Source organism: Limimaricola cinnabarinus LL-001 (assembly GCF_000466965.1).
Classification (GTDB): domain Bacteria; phylum Pseudomonadota; class Alphaproteobacteria; order Rhodobacterales; family Rhodobacteraceae; genus Limimaricola; species Limimaricola cinnabarinus.
On the sequence record NZ_BATB01000006.1, the window covers coordinates 13,304 to 26,485 of the forward strand.

At 68.1% G+C, this 13,182-nt stretch carries 13 protein-coding genes and 2 pseudogenes; 11 read left to right on the top strand and 4 right to left on the bottom strand.

What is annotated here, in order from left to right:
• Positions 1–15 precede the first annotated feature (15 nt).
• The 5 genes from MBELCI_RS03740 to MBELCI_RS03755 all read left to right on the top strand — a co-directional run bounded on the left by MBELCI_RS03740 (position 16) and on the right by MBELCI_RS03755 (position 5,537).
• Positions 16–1,866, top strand: a complete 1,851-nt coding sequence (locus tag MBELCI_RS03740; RefSeq protein ID WP_021692820.1) for an ABC transporter ATP-binding protein — start codon at positions 16–18, stop codon at positions 1,864–1,866.
• Positions 1,863–3,695, top strand: coding sequence for an ABC transporter ATP-binding protein (locus MBELCI_RS03745; RefSeq protein WP_021692821.1), 1,833 nt, complete (start codon positions 1,863–1,865; stop codon positions 3,693–3,695). Before MBELCI_RS03740 ends, MBELCI_RS03745 begins: the two co-directional genes overlap by 4 nt.
• A gap of 11 nt (positions 3,696–3,706) precedes the next feature.
• On the top strand, positions 3,707–3,850 hold the full coding sequence (locus tag MBELCI_RS22470) for a hypothetical protein (protein WP_369385345.1): 144 nt from the start codon (positions 3,707–3,709) through the stop codon (positions 3,848–3,850).
• Positions 3,793–4,956 carry a class I SAM-dependent RNA methyltransferase gene (locus tag MBELCI_RS03750; RefSeq protein ID WP_021692822.1) on the top strand — a complete coding sequence of 388 codons (1,164 nt, stop codon included), beginning with the start codon at positions 3,793–3,795 and terminating at the stop codon, positions 4,954–4,956. The genes MBELCI_RS22470 and MBELCI_RS03750 overlap by 58 nt, the downstream gene beginning before the upstream one ends.
• An 86-nt stretch (positions 4,957–5,042) precedes the next feature.
• Entirely contained in the window at positions 5,043–5,537 is a 495-nt protein-coding gene (locus MBELCI_RS03755; RefSeq protein ID WP_021692823.1) for a L,D-transpeptidase family protein, read from the top strand.
• A gap of 105 nt (positions 5,538–5,642) precedes the next feature.
• Here the strand turns inward: MBELCI_RS03755 and dalA are convergent, their stop codons facing one another.
• Entirely contained in the window at positions 5,643–6,152 is a 510-nt protein-coding gene (gene dalA / locus MBELCI_RS03760; RefSeq protein ID WP_021692824.1) for a divisome-associated lipoprotein DalA, read from the bottom strand.
• Positions 6,153–6,316: 164 nt separating this feature from the next.
• Between dalA and MBELCI_RS03765 the strand changes: the two genes are divergently transcribed.
• Positions 6,317–6,916 carry a L,D-transpeptidase gene (locus tag MBELCI_RS03765; protein WP_021692825.1) on the top strand — a complete coding sequence of 200 codons (600 nt, stop codon included), beginning with the start codon at positions 6,317–6,319 and terminating at the stop codon, positions 6,914–6,916.
• A 53-nt stretch (positions 6,917–6,969) separates the two neighbouring features.
• On the opposite strand, the gene hemH is transcribed toward MBELCI_RS03765, so the two are convergent.
• Complete coding sequence (gene hemH, locus MBELCI_RS03770; protein ID WP_021692826.1) at positions 6,970–8,019, bottom strand: ferrochelatase; 1,050 nt, start codon at positions 8,017–8,019, stop codon at positions 6,970–6,972.
• Positions 8,020–8,134: 115 nt separating this feature from the next.
• A complete protein-coding gene (locus tag MBELCI_RS03775; protein ID WP_021692827.1) occupies positions 8,135–8,998 on the bottom strand; it encodes a methyltransferase domain-containing protein in 864 nt (287 codons plus the stop codon).
• Here MBELCI_RS03775 and MBELCI_RS03780 point away from each other — a divergent pair.
• From MBELCI_RS03780 to MBELCI_RS03795, 4 genes and pseudogenes are all read left to right on the top strand, one after another.
• The gene (locus MBELCI_RS03780; RefSeq protein WP_045319669.1) at positions 8,997–9,716 is read left to right on the top strand and encodes a ComF family protein; all 720 of its coding nucleotides are present in this window, start codon (positions 8,997–8,999) and stop codon (positions 9,714–9,716) included. The two genes, MBELCI_RS03775 and MBELCI_RS03780, sit on opposite strands and share 2 nt — an antisense overlap.
• Before the next feature lie 34 nt (positions 9,717–9,750).
• Entirely contained in the window at positions 9,751–10,020 is a 270-nt protein-coding gene (gene grxC, locus MBELCI_RS03785; RefSeq protein WP_021692829.1) for a glutaredoxin 3, read from the top strand.
• Positions 10,020–10,853 carry a carbon-nitrogen hydrolase family protein gene (locus MBELCI_RS03790; RefSeq protein WP_045319682.1) on the top strand — a complete coding sequence of 278 codons (834 nt, stop codon included), beginning with the start codon at positions 10,020–10,022 and terminating at the stop codon, positions 10,851–10,853. Before grxC ends, MBELCI_RS03790 begins: the two co-directional genes overlap by 1 nt.
• Positions 10,850–11,291: pseudogene (locus tag MBELCI_RS03795) on the top strand (MarR family winged helix-turn-helix transcriptional regulator). The gene MBELCI_RS03790 and the pseudogene MBELCI_RS03795 overlap by 4 nt, the downstream one beginning before the upstream one ends.
• Before the next feature lie 22 nt (positions 11,292–11,313).
• Here MBELCI_RS03795 and ubiG read toward each other — a convergent pair.
• Positions 11,314–12,081, bottom strand: coding sequence for a bifunctional 2-polyprenyl-6-hydroxyphenol methylase/3-demethylubiquinol 3-O-methyltransferase UbiG (ubiG, locus tag MBELCI_RS03800; RefSeq protein ID WP_021692832.1), 768 nt, complete (start codon positions 12,079–12,081; stop codon positions 11,314–11,316).
• A 64-nt stretch (positions 12,082–12,145) separates the two neighbouring features.
• On the opposite strand from ubiG, the pseudogene pip reads away from it, so the two are divergent.
• Positions 12,146–13,137: pseudogene (pip, locus tag MBELCI_RS03805) on the top strand (prolyl aminopeptidase).
• Positions 13,138–13,182: the final 45 nt, after the last annotated feature.

Here is a 13,182-nt window from a genome sequence, read left to right on the forward strand (position 1 = left end):
CATTCGAGACAATCCATGTTCCGTTTCTTTGAAACCCTCGTCGACCCGTATGGGGAGTACGAGCAGACCGACCGTCCGCCCTCCCGGCTCTGGCCGTTCCTGAAGGAATACGCGCGGCCCTTCGCGCGGATCTTCTGGGTCACCGGCGTTCTATCGGTCGTGGTGGCCGTGGTCGAGATCTGGCTCATCGCCTATATGGGCCGCCTCGTGGACCTTCTGGGCCAGGCCACGCCCGAGACGGTTCTGGCCCGCCACGGGGCCGAGCTTTTGCTCGTCGCGGCCTTCATCCTGATCCTGCGCCCGGCGTTTCAGGCCCTGCACGTGCTGCTGCTCAACAATGCGATCCTGCCCAATTTCGGCACCACCCTGCGCTGGCGCGCGCATCGCCACGTGCTGCGACAGTCGGTCGGCTGGTTCGAGAACGACTTTGCCGGCCGGATCGCCAACCGGATCATGCAGACGCCGCCCGCCGCCGGCGAGGTGGTGTTCCAGGTCTTCGACGCGATCACCTTCGCGTTGGCCTATGTCGTCGGCGCCGCCGTCCTCTTGGGCGAGGCGGACCCGATGCTGCTCTTGCCGCTGGTGATCTGGTTCGGGCTCTATGCGGCCTTGATGCGCTGGACCGTGAAGCGGATCGGCCCGGCCTCAGAGGCCTCCTCCGACGCGCGCAGCGCCGTGACGGGCCGCGTCGTCGACACCTATACCAACATCCATTCGGTCAAGATGTTCGCGCATCACGACCGCGAACTCGAAGGCGCGAAATCGGTGATCGAGCAGGCTCGCGCCACCTTCCAACGCGAGATGCGGCTCTTCACGATCATGGACGTGTCGCTGTCGGTGCTCAACGGGCTCCTGATCGTCGGGGTGGTCGGCTGGGGGCTCTACTTGTGGATCTCCGGCTCCGCCAGCGTCGGCGTCGTGGCCGCCGCCACGGCCCTGTGCCTGCGGCTCAACGCGATGACCGGCTGGATCATGTGGGCGGTGACCAACTTCTTCCAGAATCTCGGCGTCATCGCCGAAGGCATGAAGACCATCGCCCAGCCGATCACCCTCATCGACGACGCCACGGCGCACCCGCTCACGGTGACGCGCGGCGAGATCGCGGCGCGCGACCTCGGCCATCGTTACGGCCAGAATGCGGGCGGCGTCGGGCCGCTCGACCTGACAATTCCGGCAGGGCAGAAGATCGGTCTCGTCGGCGCGTCGGGTGCGGGAAAATCGACCCTCGTGAAGCTGCTTTTGCGGTTCTACGACCCCGAAAGGGGCCGGATCGAGATCGACGGGCAGGACATCTCGGGCGTGACGCAGGACAGCCTGCGGCAGGCCATCGGCATGGTGCAGCAAGACAGCGCGCTGCTGCACCGCTCGGTGCGCGAAAACATCCTCTATGGCCACCCCGACGCCACAGAGGCCGAGATGATCGCCGCCGCGCGTCAGGCCGAGGCGCATGACTTCATCCTCGATCTCGTCGATGGCGAGGGGCGCACGGGCTACGACGCGCAGGTGGGCGAGCGCGGCGTGAAGCTTTCGGGCGGGCAGCGGCAGCGCATCGCTTTGGCGCGCGTGATCCTCAAGGACGCGCCGATTCTCGTGCTCGACGAGGCGACCTCGGCGTTGGATTCGGAGGTCGAGGCGGCGATCCTCGGCACGCTCTACGAGATGATGGAGGGCAAGACCGTCATCGCCATCGCGCACCGGCTCTCGACCATCGCCCGGATGGACCGGGTGCTGGTGATGGAGGAGGGGCGCATCGTCGAGGACGGCACGCATGACGCGCTCTTGGAGCGGGGCGGCATCTATGCCCGGTTCTGGGAGCGACAGTCCGGCGGATTTCTCGGGATGGACGCCACGGAGGCCGCCGAATGAAGGACATCTCCAAGCTCATCGCCCCGTTCCGCCCCGCCAAGGGGCCGCCACCGGGCGCGCTCGTGCCGTTCCTGCGCTGGGCGCTTTCGGGCAGCTTCGCCGTCACCGGGGCAAGCGCGCTGGTCTCGGTCGCCGCAGGCGTGCTCGAGGTGCTCTCGGCACTGATCCTGGGCCGGGTGATCGACACCGCGCTCGCGGCCGAGCCGGGCGGGTTCTTCGCAGGCAACATGGGGCTGCTTCTGGGCGTCGCGGCCTTCTTCGTGATCCTGCGCCCCATCGTCATGGGGCTGTCGGGGCTGATGCAGAGCGTGGTGCTGTCGCCGTCGATCTACACCCTCGTGCTGTCGCGCCTGCACCGGCACACGCTGGGTCAGGCGGTGAGCTTCTTCGACAACGATTTCGCGGGCCGCATCGCGCAAAAACAGATGCAGGCGGCGCGGGCGACGACCGATCTCACGGTCGACACGATCCAGACCGTCTTCTTCGCGCTGGCCTCGCTCATCGGCTCGGCCTTCCTGCTTCTGACGATCGACACGCTGACCGCCGGGCTGCTGACGCTCTGGCTCGTGGGTTATGTCCTGCTGATCCGCGCCTACATGCCGAAGATCCGCGCCACCTCGACCGCCCGGGCGGCGGCACGCGCGATGGTGACGGGGCAGGTCGTCGACACGATCACCAACATCAAGACGGTGAAGCTCTTTGGCCATTCCGATCACGAGGACCGCGCCGCGATCGACGCGATGCACCAGTTCCGCGAGCGGTCGCTGGGCTTTGGCAAGGTGTCGGCGGGGTTCCGGTTCTGGCTCATGGCGCTGGCGGGCACGCTGCCGGTGATCGTCACCGGCGCGACGCTGGTGTTCTGGAGCCGTGGCGCCGCCTCGCCCGGCGACATCGCCGCCGCCGGCGCGATCTCGCTGCGCCTCGCGCAGATGACCGGCTGGGTCAGCTTCACGCTGATGACGATCTACTCGAATCTCGGCGAGATCGAGGACGCGATCCACACCTTGTCGCCCGCGCATGGGCTGACCGACCGCGACGGTGCGCGCGATCTGGCGGTGCGGCAGGGCGCGGTGCGTTTCGAAGGCGTGCGCTTTACCTATGGCGGCGGGGTCGGGGGGCTGCGCGGCATCGATCTCGACATCGCGCCGGGCGAAAAGATCGGCGTCGTCGGGGCCTCCGGCGCGGGCAAATCGACGCTCGTGGCGGCGCTTTTGCGGCTCTATGACGTGGAACAGGGTCGCATCACCATCGATGGGCAGGACATCTCGGGTGTGACGCAGGAAAGCCTGCGCCGACAGATTGGCATGGTCACGCAGGACACGGCGATGTTCAACCGCTCCGCCCGCGACAACATCCGCTACGGTCATCCGGACGCGTCGCAGCAGGCGGTCGAGACGGCGGCCTCGCGCGCCGAGGCGCATGGCTTCATCGCCGATCTCGCGGACCTCAAGGGGCGGCGCGGCTACGACGCGCATCTGGGCGAACGCGGCGTGAAGCTTTCGGGCGGGCAGCGCCAGCGCATCGCTATCGCGCGGGCCATGCTCAAGGACGCGCCGATCCTCGTGCTCGACGAGGCGACCTCGGCGCTCGACAGCGAAGTGGAGGCGCAGATTCAGGCCGCGCTCGAACAGGCGATGCAAGGCAAGACCGTGATCGCCATCGCGCACCGGCTTTCGACCATTGCGCGCATGGACCGGATCGTGGTCATGGAAGGCGGCCGCATCGTCGAGGCGGGCACGCATGATGCGCTGCTCGATCTGGGCGAGGTCTATGCCCGCTACTGGAGCCGCCAATCGGGCGGGTTCCTCGGGCAGGAGGCCGCCGAGTAAGAGAGGACGCCATGACCGAGACCCTGCCGCCGAAGACCCCGCAACCCGATCCCGCGCCCCGCGGCGAGGTGACGATCGAGAGGGTGACGCATCACGCATGGGGCGCGCGCAGAACGGCACTCTCGTGCCGCGCGCCCTGCCCGGCGAAGTGGTGATGCTCACGGCCGAGGCTGCGAAGATCGTCACCCCCTCGCCCGAGCGGATCGCACCGCCCTGCCGCCATTTCAAGGCCTGCGGCGGCTGCGCCATGCAGCACGCCTCCGACGGCTTCGTCGAAGGCTGGAAGGCCGAGATCGTGCGCACCGCGCTGCGCGCCCAGGGGCTGACGGGCGAGATCGCCCGCGTTCTCACCTCGCCCGCCGACAGCCGCCGCCGTGCCCGTCTCGCTGGGCGGCGCACCAAGAAGGGCGCGCTCGTGGGCTTTCACGCCCGTGCCTCCGACACGGTGATCGAGGTGCCGGGCTGCCGCCTGCTGCTGCCCGAACTCACGGCGCTGATCCCGGCGCTGGAGCGGATCGCGGCACTTGCCGCATCGCGCAAGGGCGAGGCGGGCCTGACCGTGACCGCCAGCGAAGCGGGCCCCGATCTGCATATCGACACCGACAAGGAGCTGACCGAGGCGCTGCGCATCGCGCTTCCGGACATCGCGCGCGAGGCGGGGATTGCGCGGCTGGTCTGGGCCGACGAGATCGTGGCCGAACTCGAGCCGCCCGTCCAGATGATGGGCCGCGCGCGGGTCGTGCCGCCGCCCGGCGCCTTTCTTCAGGCCACCGCGCATGGCGAGGCGGCGCTGCTGGACTGCGTGCGTGCCTCCGTGGGCGGGGCCGCGCGCATCGTCGATCTCTTTGCGGGATGCGGCACCTTCTCGCTGCCGCTGGCCGAAAGGGCCGAGATTCACGCCGTCGAGGGGGAGGCCGCGATGCTGGCGGCGCTCGATCGGGGCTGGCGCGGGGTGCCGGGGCTCAAGCGCGTGAGCACCGAGACGCGCGATCTGTTCCGCCGCCCGCTCCTGCCGGACGAGCTGTCGCGATTCGATGCCGCCGTGATCGACCCGCCGCGCGCGGGCGCTCAGGCGCAGGTGGCCGCTCTCGCCGCATCTCAAATCAATGTGATCGCAATGGTGTCCTGCAGCCCGTCGAGCTTTGCGCGCGACGCCAAAGCCCTTGTGAACAAGGGGTTCGAGATGGGTCCTGTGACCGTGGTGGACCAATTTCGCTGGTCGCCGCATGTGGAATTGGCGACACGATTCACCCGGTTCTAACCATGATGCGCGAGGCTCCCCCTAGGCGGGATTTCACGGATCCGCTAAATTCGCCGAAACGGCTTCAGACCGGGACAGTGGGCAGCATGACCATCGACAGACGCAAGTTTCTCCTCGCCGCGCCGGCGCTTCTCGCAGCTTGTTCGGGCCGCCGGGTGCTGAGCTATGATGGGCCTCAGATCACCTCGATCATGGCCTTCAAGCAGCAGCGCAAACTCTACCTGCTCAGCGGCAACAAGGCGATCAAGACCTATCCCTTCCAGCTTGGCTTCGCCCCCGTCGGTCACAAGCAGTTCGAAGGCGACGGCAAGACGCCCGAAGGCGCCTACATCATCGACCGGCGCAATCCCAACAGCGCCTATCACCTCTCGGTCGGTATCTCCTATCCCAATGCCAACGATCGCGCCTTTGCCGAAGCCTATGGCAAGAGCCCGGGCGGCGAGATCTTCATCCACGGCACGCCCAGCGTGGTCGAGGGCAAGAAGGACTGGACCGCGGGCTGCATCGCCGTGATGAATCACGAGGTCGAGGAAATCTATTCGATGGTTGGTGATTACACCCCGGTCTTCGTCAAGGCCTGAGCGGGGTTCGGCATCGGCCAACACGAGAAAGGGACGCCGCAGCGCCCCTTTTTTCATGTCCGATACAGGTTCCAGAACGATCCGGTCCCTGACATGGCGGCAGCCTCAGGCCGCGAGCACCATCGTCCACCAGATCTTGCCTGCCGGTTCCTGAAACCACGCAAGGCCCATGCGGGTCGCCGACGGGTCGAGGATCACGTCACGCGTCGCCGACTCCTCCATCCACGAGGCGAGCGTTTCGAGCTCGGTCTCGTAGGTTTCCGAGATCGTCTCGCCCACCAGACGCCCCGAGAACCCGACGCGCCGGAGACGGTCCACCGGGGACGAGCCGTCGGAGCCGAAATGCCAAGGCCGGTTCTGCACGCTCATGTCGCGCGAATGGGTGGCGGCGGCGGCGTTGAGCTGCGCGTCGAGGGTGAGCATGGACAGCCCGCGCGCTTGGCGCAGCGTGTTGACGCCGTCGAGCATCCGGTAGGGGATCTGCGCCTCGTCCTCCGGCCTGATTCGGTACACCTGCGGCAGCGGCAAGCCGTCGGGGCCGATCCGGCCCGTGGGCGCCGCGCAGGCCGAAAGGCCGGTGAGAAGAAGGCCGAGAATCAGCTCGCGTCGCTGCATGCGTCACCTGTGAGGTCCAGAACTCTCGCCTGATAGCGGCAGCGGCGCGACAGATCAAACGGGATCGGCGGGGCCTCGCCAAGTTGACGTTTCGGTGAATTGCGCCTCACGCAAACGCGATCTACGAGATTCTGGTGACGTCACCCCCTGCTCTGGAGATTCGCATGGGTCATGACCCCAAAGCGTTGAACCGTCGCGGCTTCATTGCCGCCACTGCCGCCTTCGGCGCGACCGTGCTGGCCAGCCCGGCGCTGGCCCTGTCCGGCTCCACCGAGATCGAAGGCGACATCTCGTCCTCCGTGAGCCGCAACGTCTCGAGCTTCCGCGCGCTCGACTGGCGGCCCTATTTCGCCGATCTGCGCAACGGCGCGATCCTTGCCGATACCCAGAGCCGGGCCGTGCATTTCTGGAGCGCCGACGAGAGCATCTATCGGCTTTATCCCAGCTCGGTGCCGCTGACGCCCGACCTGACCCGTCTGGGCCGCACCGAGATCATCAAGAAGGTCGAGGGCCCCGACTGGCGCCCGACGCCCGAGATGCGCCAGCGCAACCCCGAATGGCCCGAATACATCCCCGCCGGTCCCGACAGCCCGCTGGGCAGCCATGCGATGTGGCTGACCTGGCAATACTACCGGATCCACGGCACCCACGACACGCGCAAGATCGGGCGGCGTTCCTCGAATGGCTGCATCGGGCTCTACAACGAGCACATCGCCGAGCTGTTCTCGCTCTCGACCATCGGCACGCAGGTCATGCTGATCTGAGATCGAATAGAGACGGATGCAGGAAGGGGGCCGCTGGGGCCCCCTTTTTCGTATCAGATCCAGCCCGAGAGGTTCTCGCGGATCACCCGTTCCAGCATGTCGATATGCTCGGGATGCTCGTTCAGGCAGGGAATGTAAGTGAAGCTCTCGCCGCCTGCATGTTCGAAACTCTCGCGGATCTCCTCGTTGATCTCTTCGAGCGTCTCGATGCAATCGGCCGAGAAGGCCGGGGCGCAGACCGAGATCCTGCGCGTACCCTCTTCCTTGGCGAGCCGCGCCACCTCCTCGACGGTGTAGGGCTTGAGCCATTCCTCGCGCCCGAAGACCGACTGGAAGGTGTTCACCACCCGCGTCTCCTCCCAGCCCAGCGCGTCGCGCAGCAGCCGCGTCGTCTTCTGGCACTGGCAATGATAGGGGTCGCCCTCCAGCAGGTAGCGCTTGGGCAGCCCGTGATAGGAGCAGACCAGCACCTCGGGGCGGCTTTCGGGCGTCGGATGCGCGCGCCGCACCGAATTGGCCAGCGCCTCGATATAGTCGGGCCGGTCGAAATAGGGGTCCACCACCCGCGCGGTGGGCTGCCACTTCTCCTTGGAAAGCGCCTTGAAGAAGGCGTCGTTGGCGGTGGCGGAGGTGGCGCCGGCATATTGCGGGTAGAGCGGGAAGAACAGGATCTTGCGGCAGCCGTTCTCGACCATGCGGCGCACCACCGACTTGGTCGAGGGATTGCCGTAGCGCATGCAGAACTCGACCTGCACTGCGTCGCCATGCTCTGCCTCGAAGCGAGCGCGCAACGCCTCGGTCTGGGCGCGGGTGATGGTCCTGAGCGGGCTCTCGTTCAACTCCTCGTTCCAGATCGAACGGTAGGCGGCGCCGGATTTCTGCGGCCGCTTCGACAGGATGATGCCCTGCAGGATCGGCTGCCAGATCAGCGGGTTGGTGTCGACGACGCGGCGATCGGAGAGGAATTCCGACAGGTAGCGCCGCATCGAGCGGTAATCGGTGCCGTCGGGCGTGCCGAGATTGGCCACGAGAATGCCGACGCGGGATTTCGGCAGCGCCGGGTGATCGGCGGGGGCATGGGTCGGTCGGGTCGCGTCGAGCATCGTCTGTCCTCGGGGCTGCAGCAGTCTTTGGGTATGTCGAGAGTAAGGTAGCGGCAACGCGGGGCCGGCAACCGGTTCGCGCGCCGGTGCAGCCTCGCGGTCCCGCGGTTCGGGGTCAATCGGCGCTATCGTCGCGGGCGCGGCGCAGAGCCTCTTCGAGGCTTCGGGTCGCGGAGCCCGGTCGCAAGGGCTGGGGTTGATCGGCGGAAGGGGCCCAGCCGGTAAGGGTGATCACCTCGAAGCGGGCGCCCACGCGGCCATCGGGGCGTGCGCTGGTCTCGGCATGGAGCCGCGCCGCCTCGGCCAGAACGGCGCGGCGCGTCGGGCGGCGCAGGCGGTGCGCCATCGCGTTGCTCTCGCCCATGGCCCGCAGATCGCGCATCAGGTGGAACGGCGTCTCGTAGCTGACATCATAGGGCGTGCCGTCCGCCACGGGGAGCGCCAGCCCCGCGCGCTGTAGGAGCGCGCCGAGATCGCGGATCTCGCCCATCGGGGCCACTCGGGGCGAAAGCCCCCCCGTGACGGCGGTTTCGGCGGCGGTGAGGGCGGCGCGCAGATCGGCCAGCGTCTCGCCGCCGAACAGCGTCGCGATCAAAAGCCCGTCGGGACGCAGCGCCCGGGCGCATTGAATCAACTGGCCGATGGGGTCCTCGGCCCAGTGAAGCGCCAGCGCGTGGATCACGAGATCCTGCGAGGCGGGAACGAGATCGAGCGTCTCGGCATCGGCCACGATCCGGGCCCGCGGCAGGCGCGCGGCCCACAGATCGGGCCAGGGCGTGACCACGGACACGTCTTTAAAGGATCGGTTAACCTCGGCGATCCTATCCTCGATGTCGTCGGCCACGGCCTCCTGCAGGAACAGGGCCGGATCGCGCGCGGCGCGGGCGCGGTGCCGGGCAAGGGCGCGGCGGTCGAACAGGGCGGGGCGCTGGGCCGTGGTCTGGGTCTGTGACATGCGCCCGAGATAGGGGTCCAGCATGGGAATGCAAAGCGTCCTGAGGGCGATCTACCCCGCCGCCTGCATGGGCTGCGGCGAAATGACCGAGGAGGATTTCGCGCTTTGCGGCGCCTGCTGGCGCGACACGCCGTTTCTGGGCGGGGCGATGTGCGGGTTCTGCGCCCGGCCCCTGCCGGGAGAGGCCGAGCCGGGGCTGGTTTGCGACGCCTGCATGTCAGCTCCGCCGCCATGGTCGCAGGGCCGGGCGGTGCTGCGCTACCGCGACGGCGCGCGGCGGCTGGTGCTGGGGCTCAAGCATGGCGACCGCACCGATCTCGCCGCGCCGATGGCGCTCTGGATGGCGCGGGCAGTGGCGGATCTGGCGCGGCCCGACATGCTAGTGGTGCCGGTGCCGCTGCACCGGTCGCGGCTCTGGCGGCGACGCTACAACCAGTCGGCGCTGCTGGCCGCGGGGGTCGCCCGCGCGCTGGGCTGCGCGCATGGGCCCGACGCGCTCTGGCGGCACCGCCCCACCGCCTCGCTCGGCGGCCAGGACGCCGAGGCCCGCCGCGCGACGCTCGATGGCGCGATCCGGGCGCATCCGCGGCGCGGGGCCGGGATGCGGGGGCGGGCGGTGCTCATCGTCGATGACGTGCTGACCTCTGGCGCCACGCTCACCGCCTGCGCGCAGGCCGCCCGCGCGGCGGGTGCGGCACAGATATACGTCGCGGCACTGGCCCGCGCGGCCCCGGACCCCTAGATCAGGGGAAACCACTCATGTACCGGAGGCCTTGATGCCCGACGCGACCCCACAGATCGAAATCTACACCTCGCCCACCTGCGGCTATTGCCACGCCGCCAAGCGGCTGCTGGCGCAAAAGGGCGTCTCCTATACCGAGATCGACGTCGTGGCCGCGCCCCAGCGCCGCGCCGAGATGACGCAGCGCGCCAATGGCGGGCGCACTGTGCCGCAGATCTTCATCGGCGACACCCATGTCGGCGGTTATGACGACATGGCGCTGCTCGACCGGCGCGGCGGTCTCGACCCCTTGCTGGGCAAGTGATCCGCGCCGCGCTCCTGCAACTTACCGCCTCGGACGATCCCGCGCGCAACCTCTCGATCTTGCGCGGGATGGTCCGCGACGCGGTGGCGCAGGGCGCAAAGCTGATCTGCACGCCCGAGGTCAGCAACTGCGTCTCGGCCAGCCGGGCGAGGCAGCTTGAGGTTCTGTGCCATGAGGCGGAGGATCCGATGCTGGCGGCCATGCGCGAGGAGGCGGCAAAGGCCGGGGTCTGGCTGGCGCTGGGCTCGGTCGCGGTCAGGACCGACGAGGCCGACGGGCGCTTTGCCAACCGGTCGCTGCTGATCGGCCCGGACGGGGCGGTCCATTCGCGCTACGACAAGATCCACATGTTCGACGTCGAGGTGAGCGCAACCGAGACCTACCGCGAATCCGCCGGCTACCGGCCCGGCGACCGCGCGGTGCTGGCCCGGACGCCGCTGGCCGCAATCGGTCTGAGCATCTGCTACGACCTCCGGTTTCCGCAACTCTACCGGGCGCTTGCACAGGCCGGGGCCGAGATCCTGTTGGTGCCCAGCGCCTTTTCTCCGGTTACCGGCGCCGCGCATTGGGAAACGCTGCTGCGCGCCCGGGCGATCGAGACGGGGTCCTTCGTGCTCGCCGCCGCGCAGACCGGGCGGCACGCCGCGACCGAGGGGCGGGCGCGCGAGACATGGGGCCATAGCCTCGCGGTGGACCCGTGGGGCGCGGTGATCGTCGATGCCGGTACGGCAACCGGCATCACCATCGTTGATCTGGACCTCGCCGAAGTGGCACAAGCGAGACGGCGGGTGCCCTCGCTCGCGCATGATCGCCCTTATGATGGACCCGCATGAGCCAGCCTGTCGACAACCTCGCCATCACGCTGTTCAGCGAGATTCTGGCCGTCGACCAGCTGGCGCGCAACACCATGTCCAAGGTGCTGCCCAAGGGCATGGAGCTGTCGCATTTCTCGGTGCTGAACCACCTCGCCTTTTCGGGGACCGAACGCAGTCCGGCGCAACTCGCCAAGACGTTCCACCTGACGCGCGGGGCGATGACCAACACGCTGGGCAAGCTCGAATGGGCGGGCTGGGTGCATATCCGCCCCGACTGGGACGACGCGCGCCGCAAGATGGTGGCGATCAGCCTGCCGGGTTTGAGGCGCGCAATGCCGCCGTGGCCGCGATCACGCCGATCGTTGCGAGGTGGTCGAGCGGGTCGGGGCCGAGCGCGCCCGCGCGGCGCTTCCGGTGCTGCGCGAGCTCAGGCTTCGGCTCTCGGACGTGGACTAGAGCGTCACCCGCTAGGCCATGATCAGAGCGTGATCCGCTCGGGCCGCAGGCTCGAAGTGACGTAGTTCACCGACAGGTCGCGCTCCGACAGCGACCAGCTCCAGGAGATCGGGTTGAATACCATGCCCTTGCGGTCCACCGGCGCCAGCCCGGCGCGTTTGAGCAGGTCGTAAAGCTCGTCGGGGGTGATGAACTTCTTCCAGTCATGCGTGCCCTTGGGCAGCCAGCGCATCACCCATTCCGCCCCGAGGATCGCTATGCCGAAGCTCTTGGCGTTGCGGTTGAGGGTCGAGCAGATGTGCAGCCCGCCGGGGCGCAGCAGGTCGTGACAGGCGGTGAGATAGTCGATCGGCGAGGCGACGTGCTCGACCACCTCCATGTTGAGGACCACGTCGAACCGCTCTCCCGCCGCCGCCATGTCCTCGGCAGTGGTGTGGCGGTAGTCGATCTCGAGGCCCGACTGCTCGGCATGGAGCCGCGCCACGGGAATGTTGCGCGCCGCCGCGTCCGCGCCGATCACCTCTGCGCCGAGCCGGGCCATCGGTTCGCACAATAGCCCGCCGCCGCAGCCGATATCGAGCAGGCGCAGCCCCTCGAAGGGCCTGTTCCGGGACAGATCGCGATCGAACTGCGCCGCGATCTGGTCGGTGATGTAGCCCAGCCGACAGGGGTTGAGCATGTGCAACGGCTTGAACTTGCCGGTCTCGTCCCACCATTCGGCGGCCATCGCCTCGAACTTGGCGACCTCCTGCGCATCGACGGTGGAGCGGGCGGGGTCGGTCTGCGGCATGGTTTCGATCCTTCTTCGTCGCGGGCGGGTGACGGCGTGGTGCTTGTGCCTATATAGGTCGGGCATGGACAAGGTCTCAGGTCACCGCCGCGCCATCGCGCATCTTCATCCCCCCGTCGAGCCCTTCGACCAGCGCATGGTCGAGGTGGGCGATGGGCACCGGATCTATGTCGAGCAATGTGGCAACCCGGACGGCAAGCCGGTGGTGGTGCTGCATGGCGGTCCGGGCGGCGGATGCAGCCCAGCGATGCGGCGCTATTTCGACGCCTCGGCCTGGCGCATCATCCTGTTCGACCAGCGCGGCTGCGGCCGCTCGCGGCCCCATGCCAGCGTCGAGGCCAACACGACGTGGCACCTCGTCTCGGACATGGAGCATATCCGCGAGATGCTCGGGATCGAGCAATGGGTGCTGTTCGGGGGCTCATGGGGCGCGACATTGGCGCTGATCTACGCGCAGACCCACCCCGAGCGGGCCGCGGCACTGATCCTGCGCGGCGTGTTCCTGATGACCGAGGCCGAGCTGCAATGGTTCTATGGCGGCGGCGCGGGACAGTTCTGGCCCGAGTTGTGGGAGCGGTTCACCGCGCCGATCCCTCAGGCCGAGCATGACGACCTGATCGCCGCCTATCACCGGCGGCTGTTTTCGGGCGATGCAGGCTGCGAGTTGCGCCATGCGAGAAGCTGGGCCTCGTGGGAGAACGCCTTGGCCTCGATCGACAATGACGGGCCGCTGGGCGACGGTCCGGCTGAATATGCCCGCGCCTTCTCGCGGCTCGAGAACCACTACTTCCACAATCGCGGCTTTCTCGCACCGGGGCAGGGCATCCTCGAACGGATGGACCGGATCGCGCAGATCCCGGGGCTGATCGTTCAGGGGCGCTATGACATGATCTGCCCGCCTCCGGGGCGCACCGGCTGTCAGCACTCTGGCCTGCCGCGCGGCTCAAGATGATTCCCCGTGCGGGTCATGCGCTGTCCGAGCCGGGCATCTCGGCCGAACTGGTGCGCGCGACCGACGCGCTGGGCCGTGGCAACGAGGGGCCGATCTTCGGCTGAGCGACGCAAGGTAATCTTCACAAGGCTTTACAGCTCCCCAAGCTT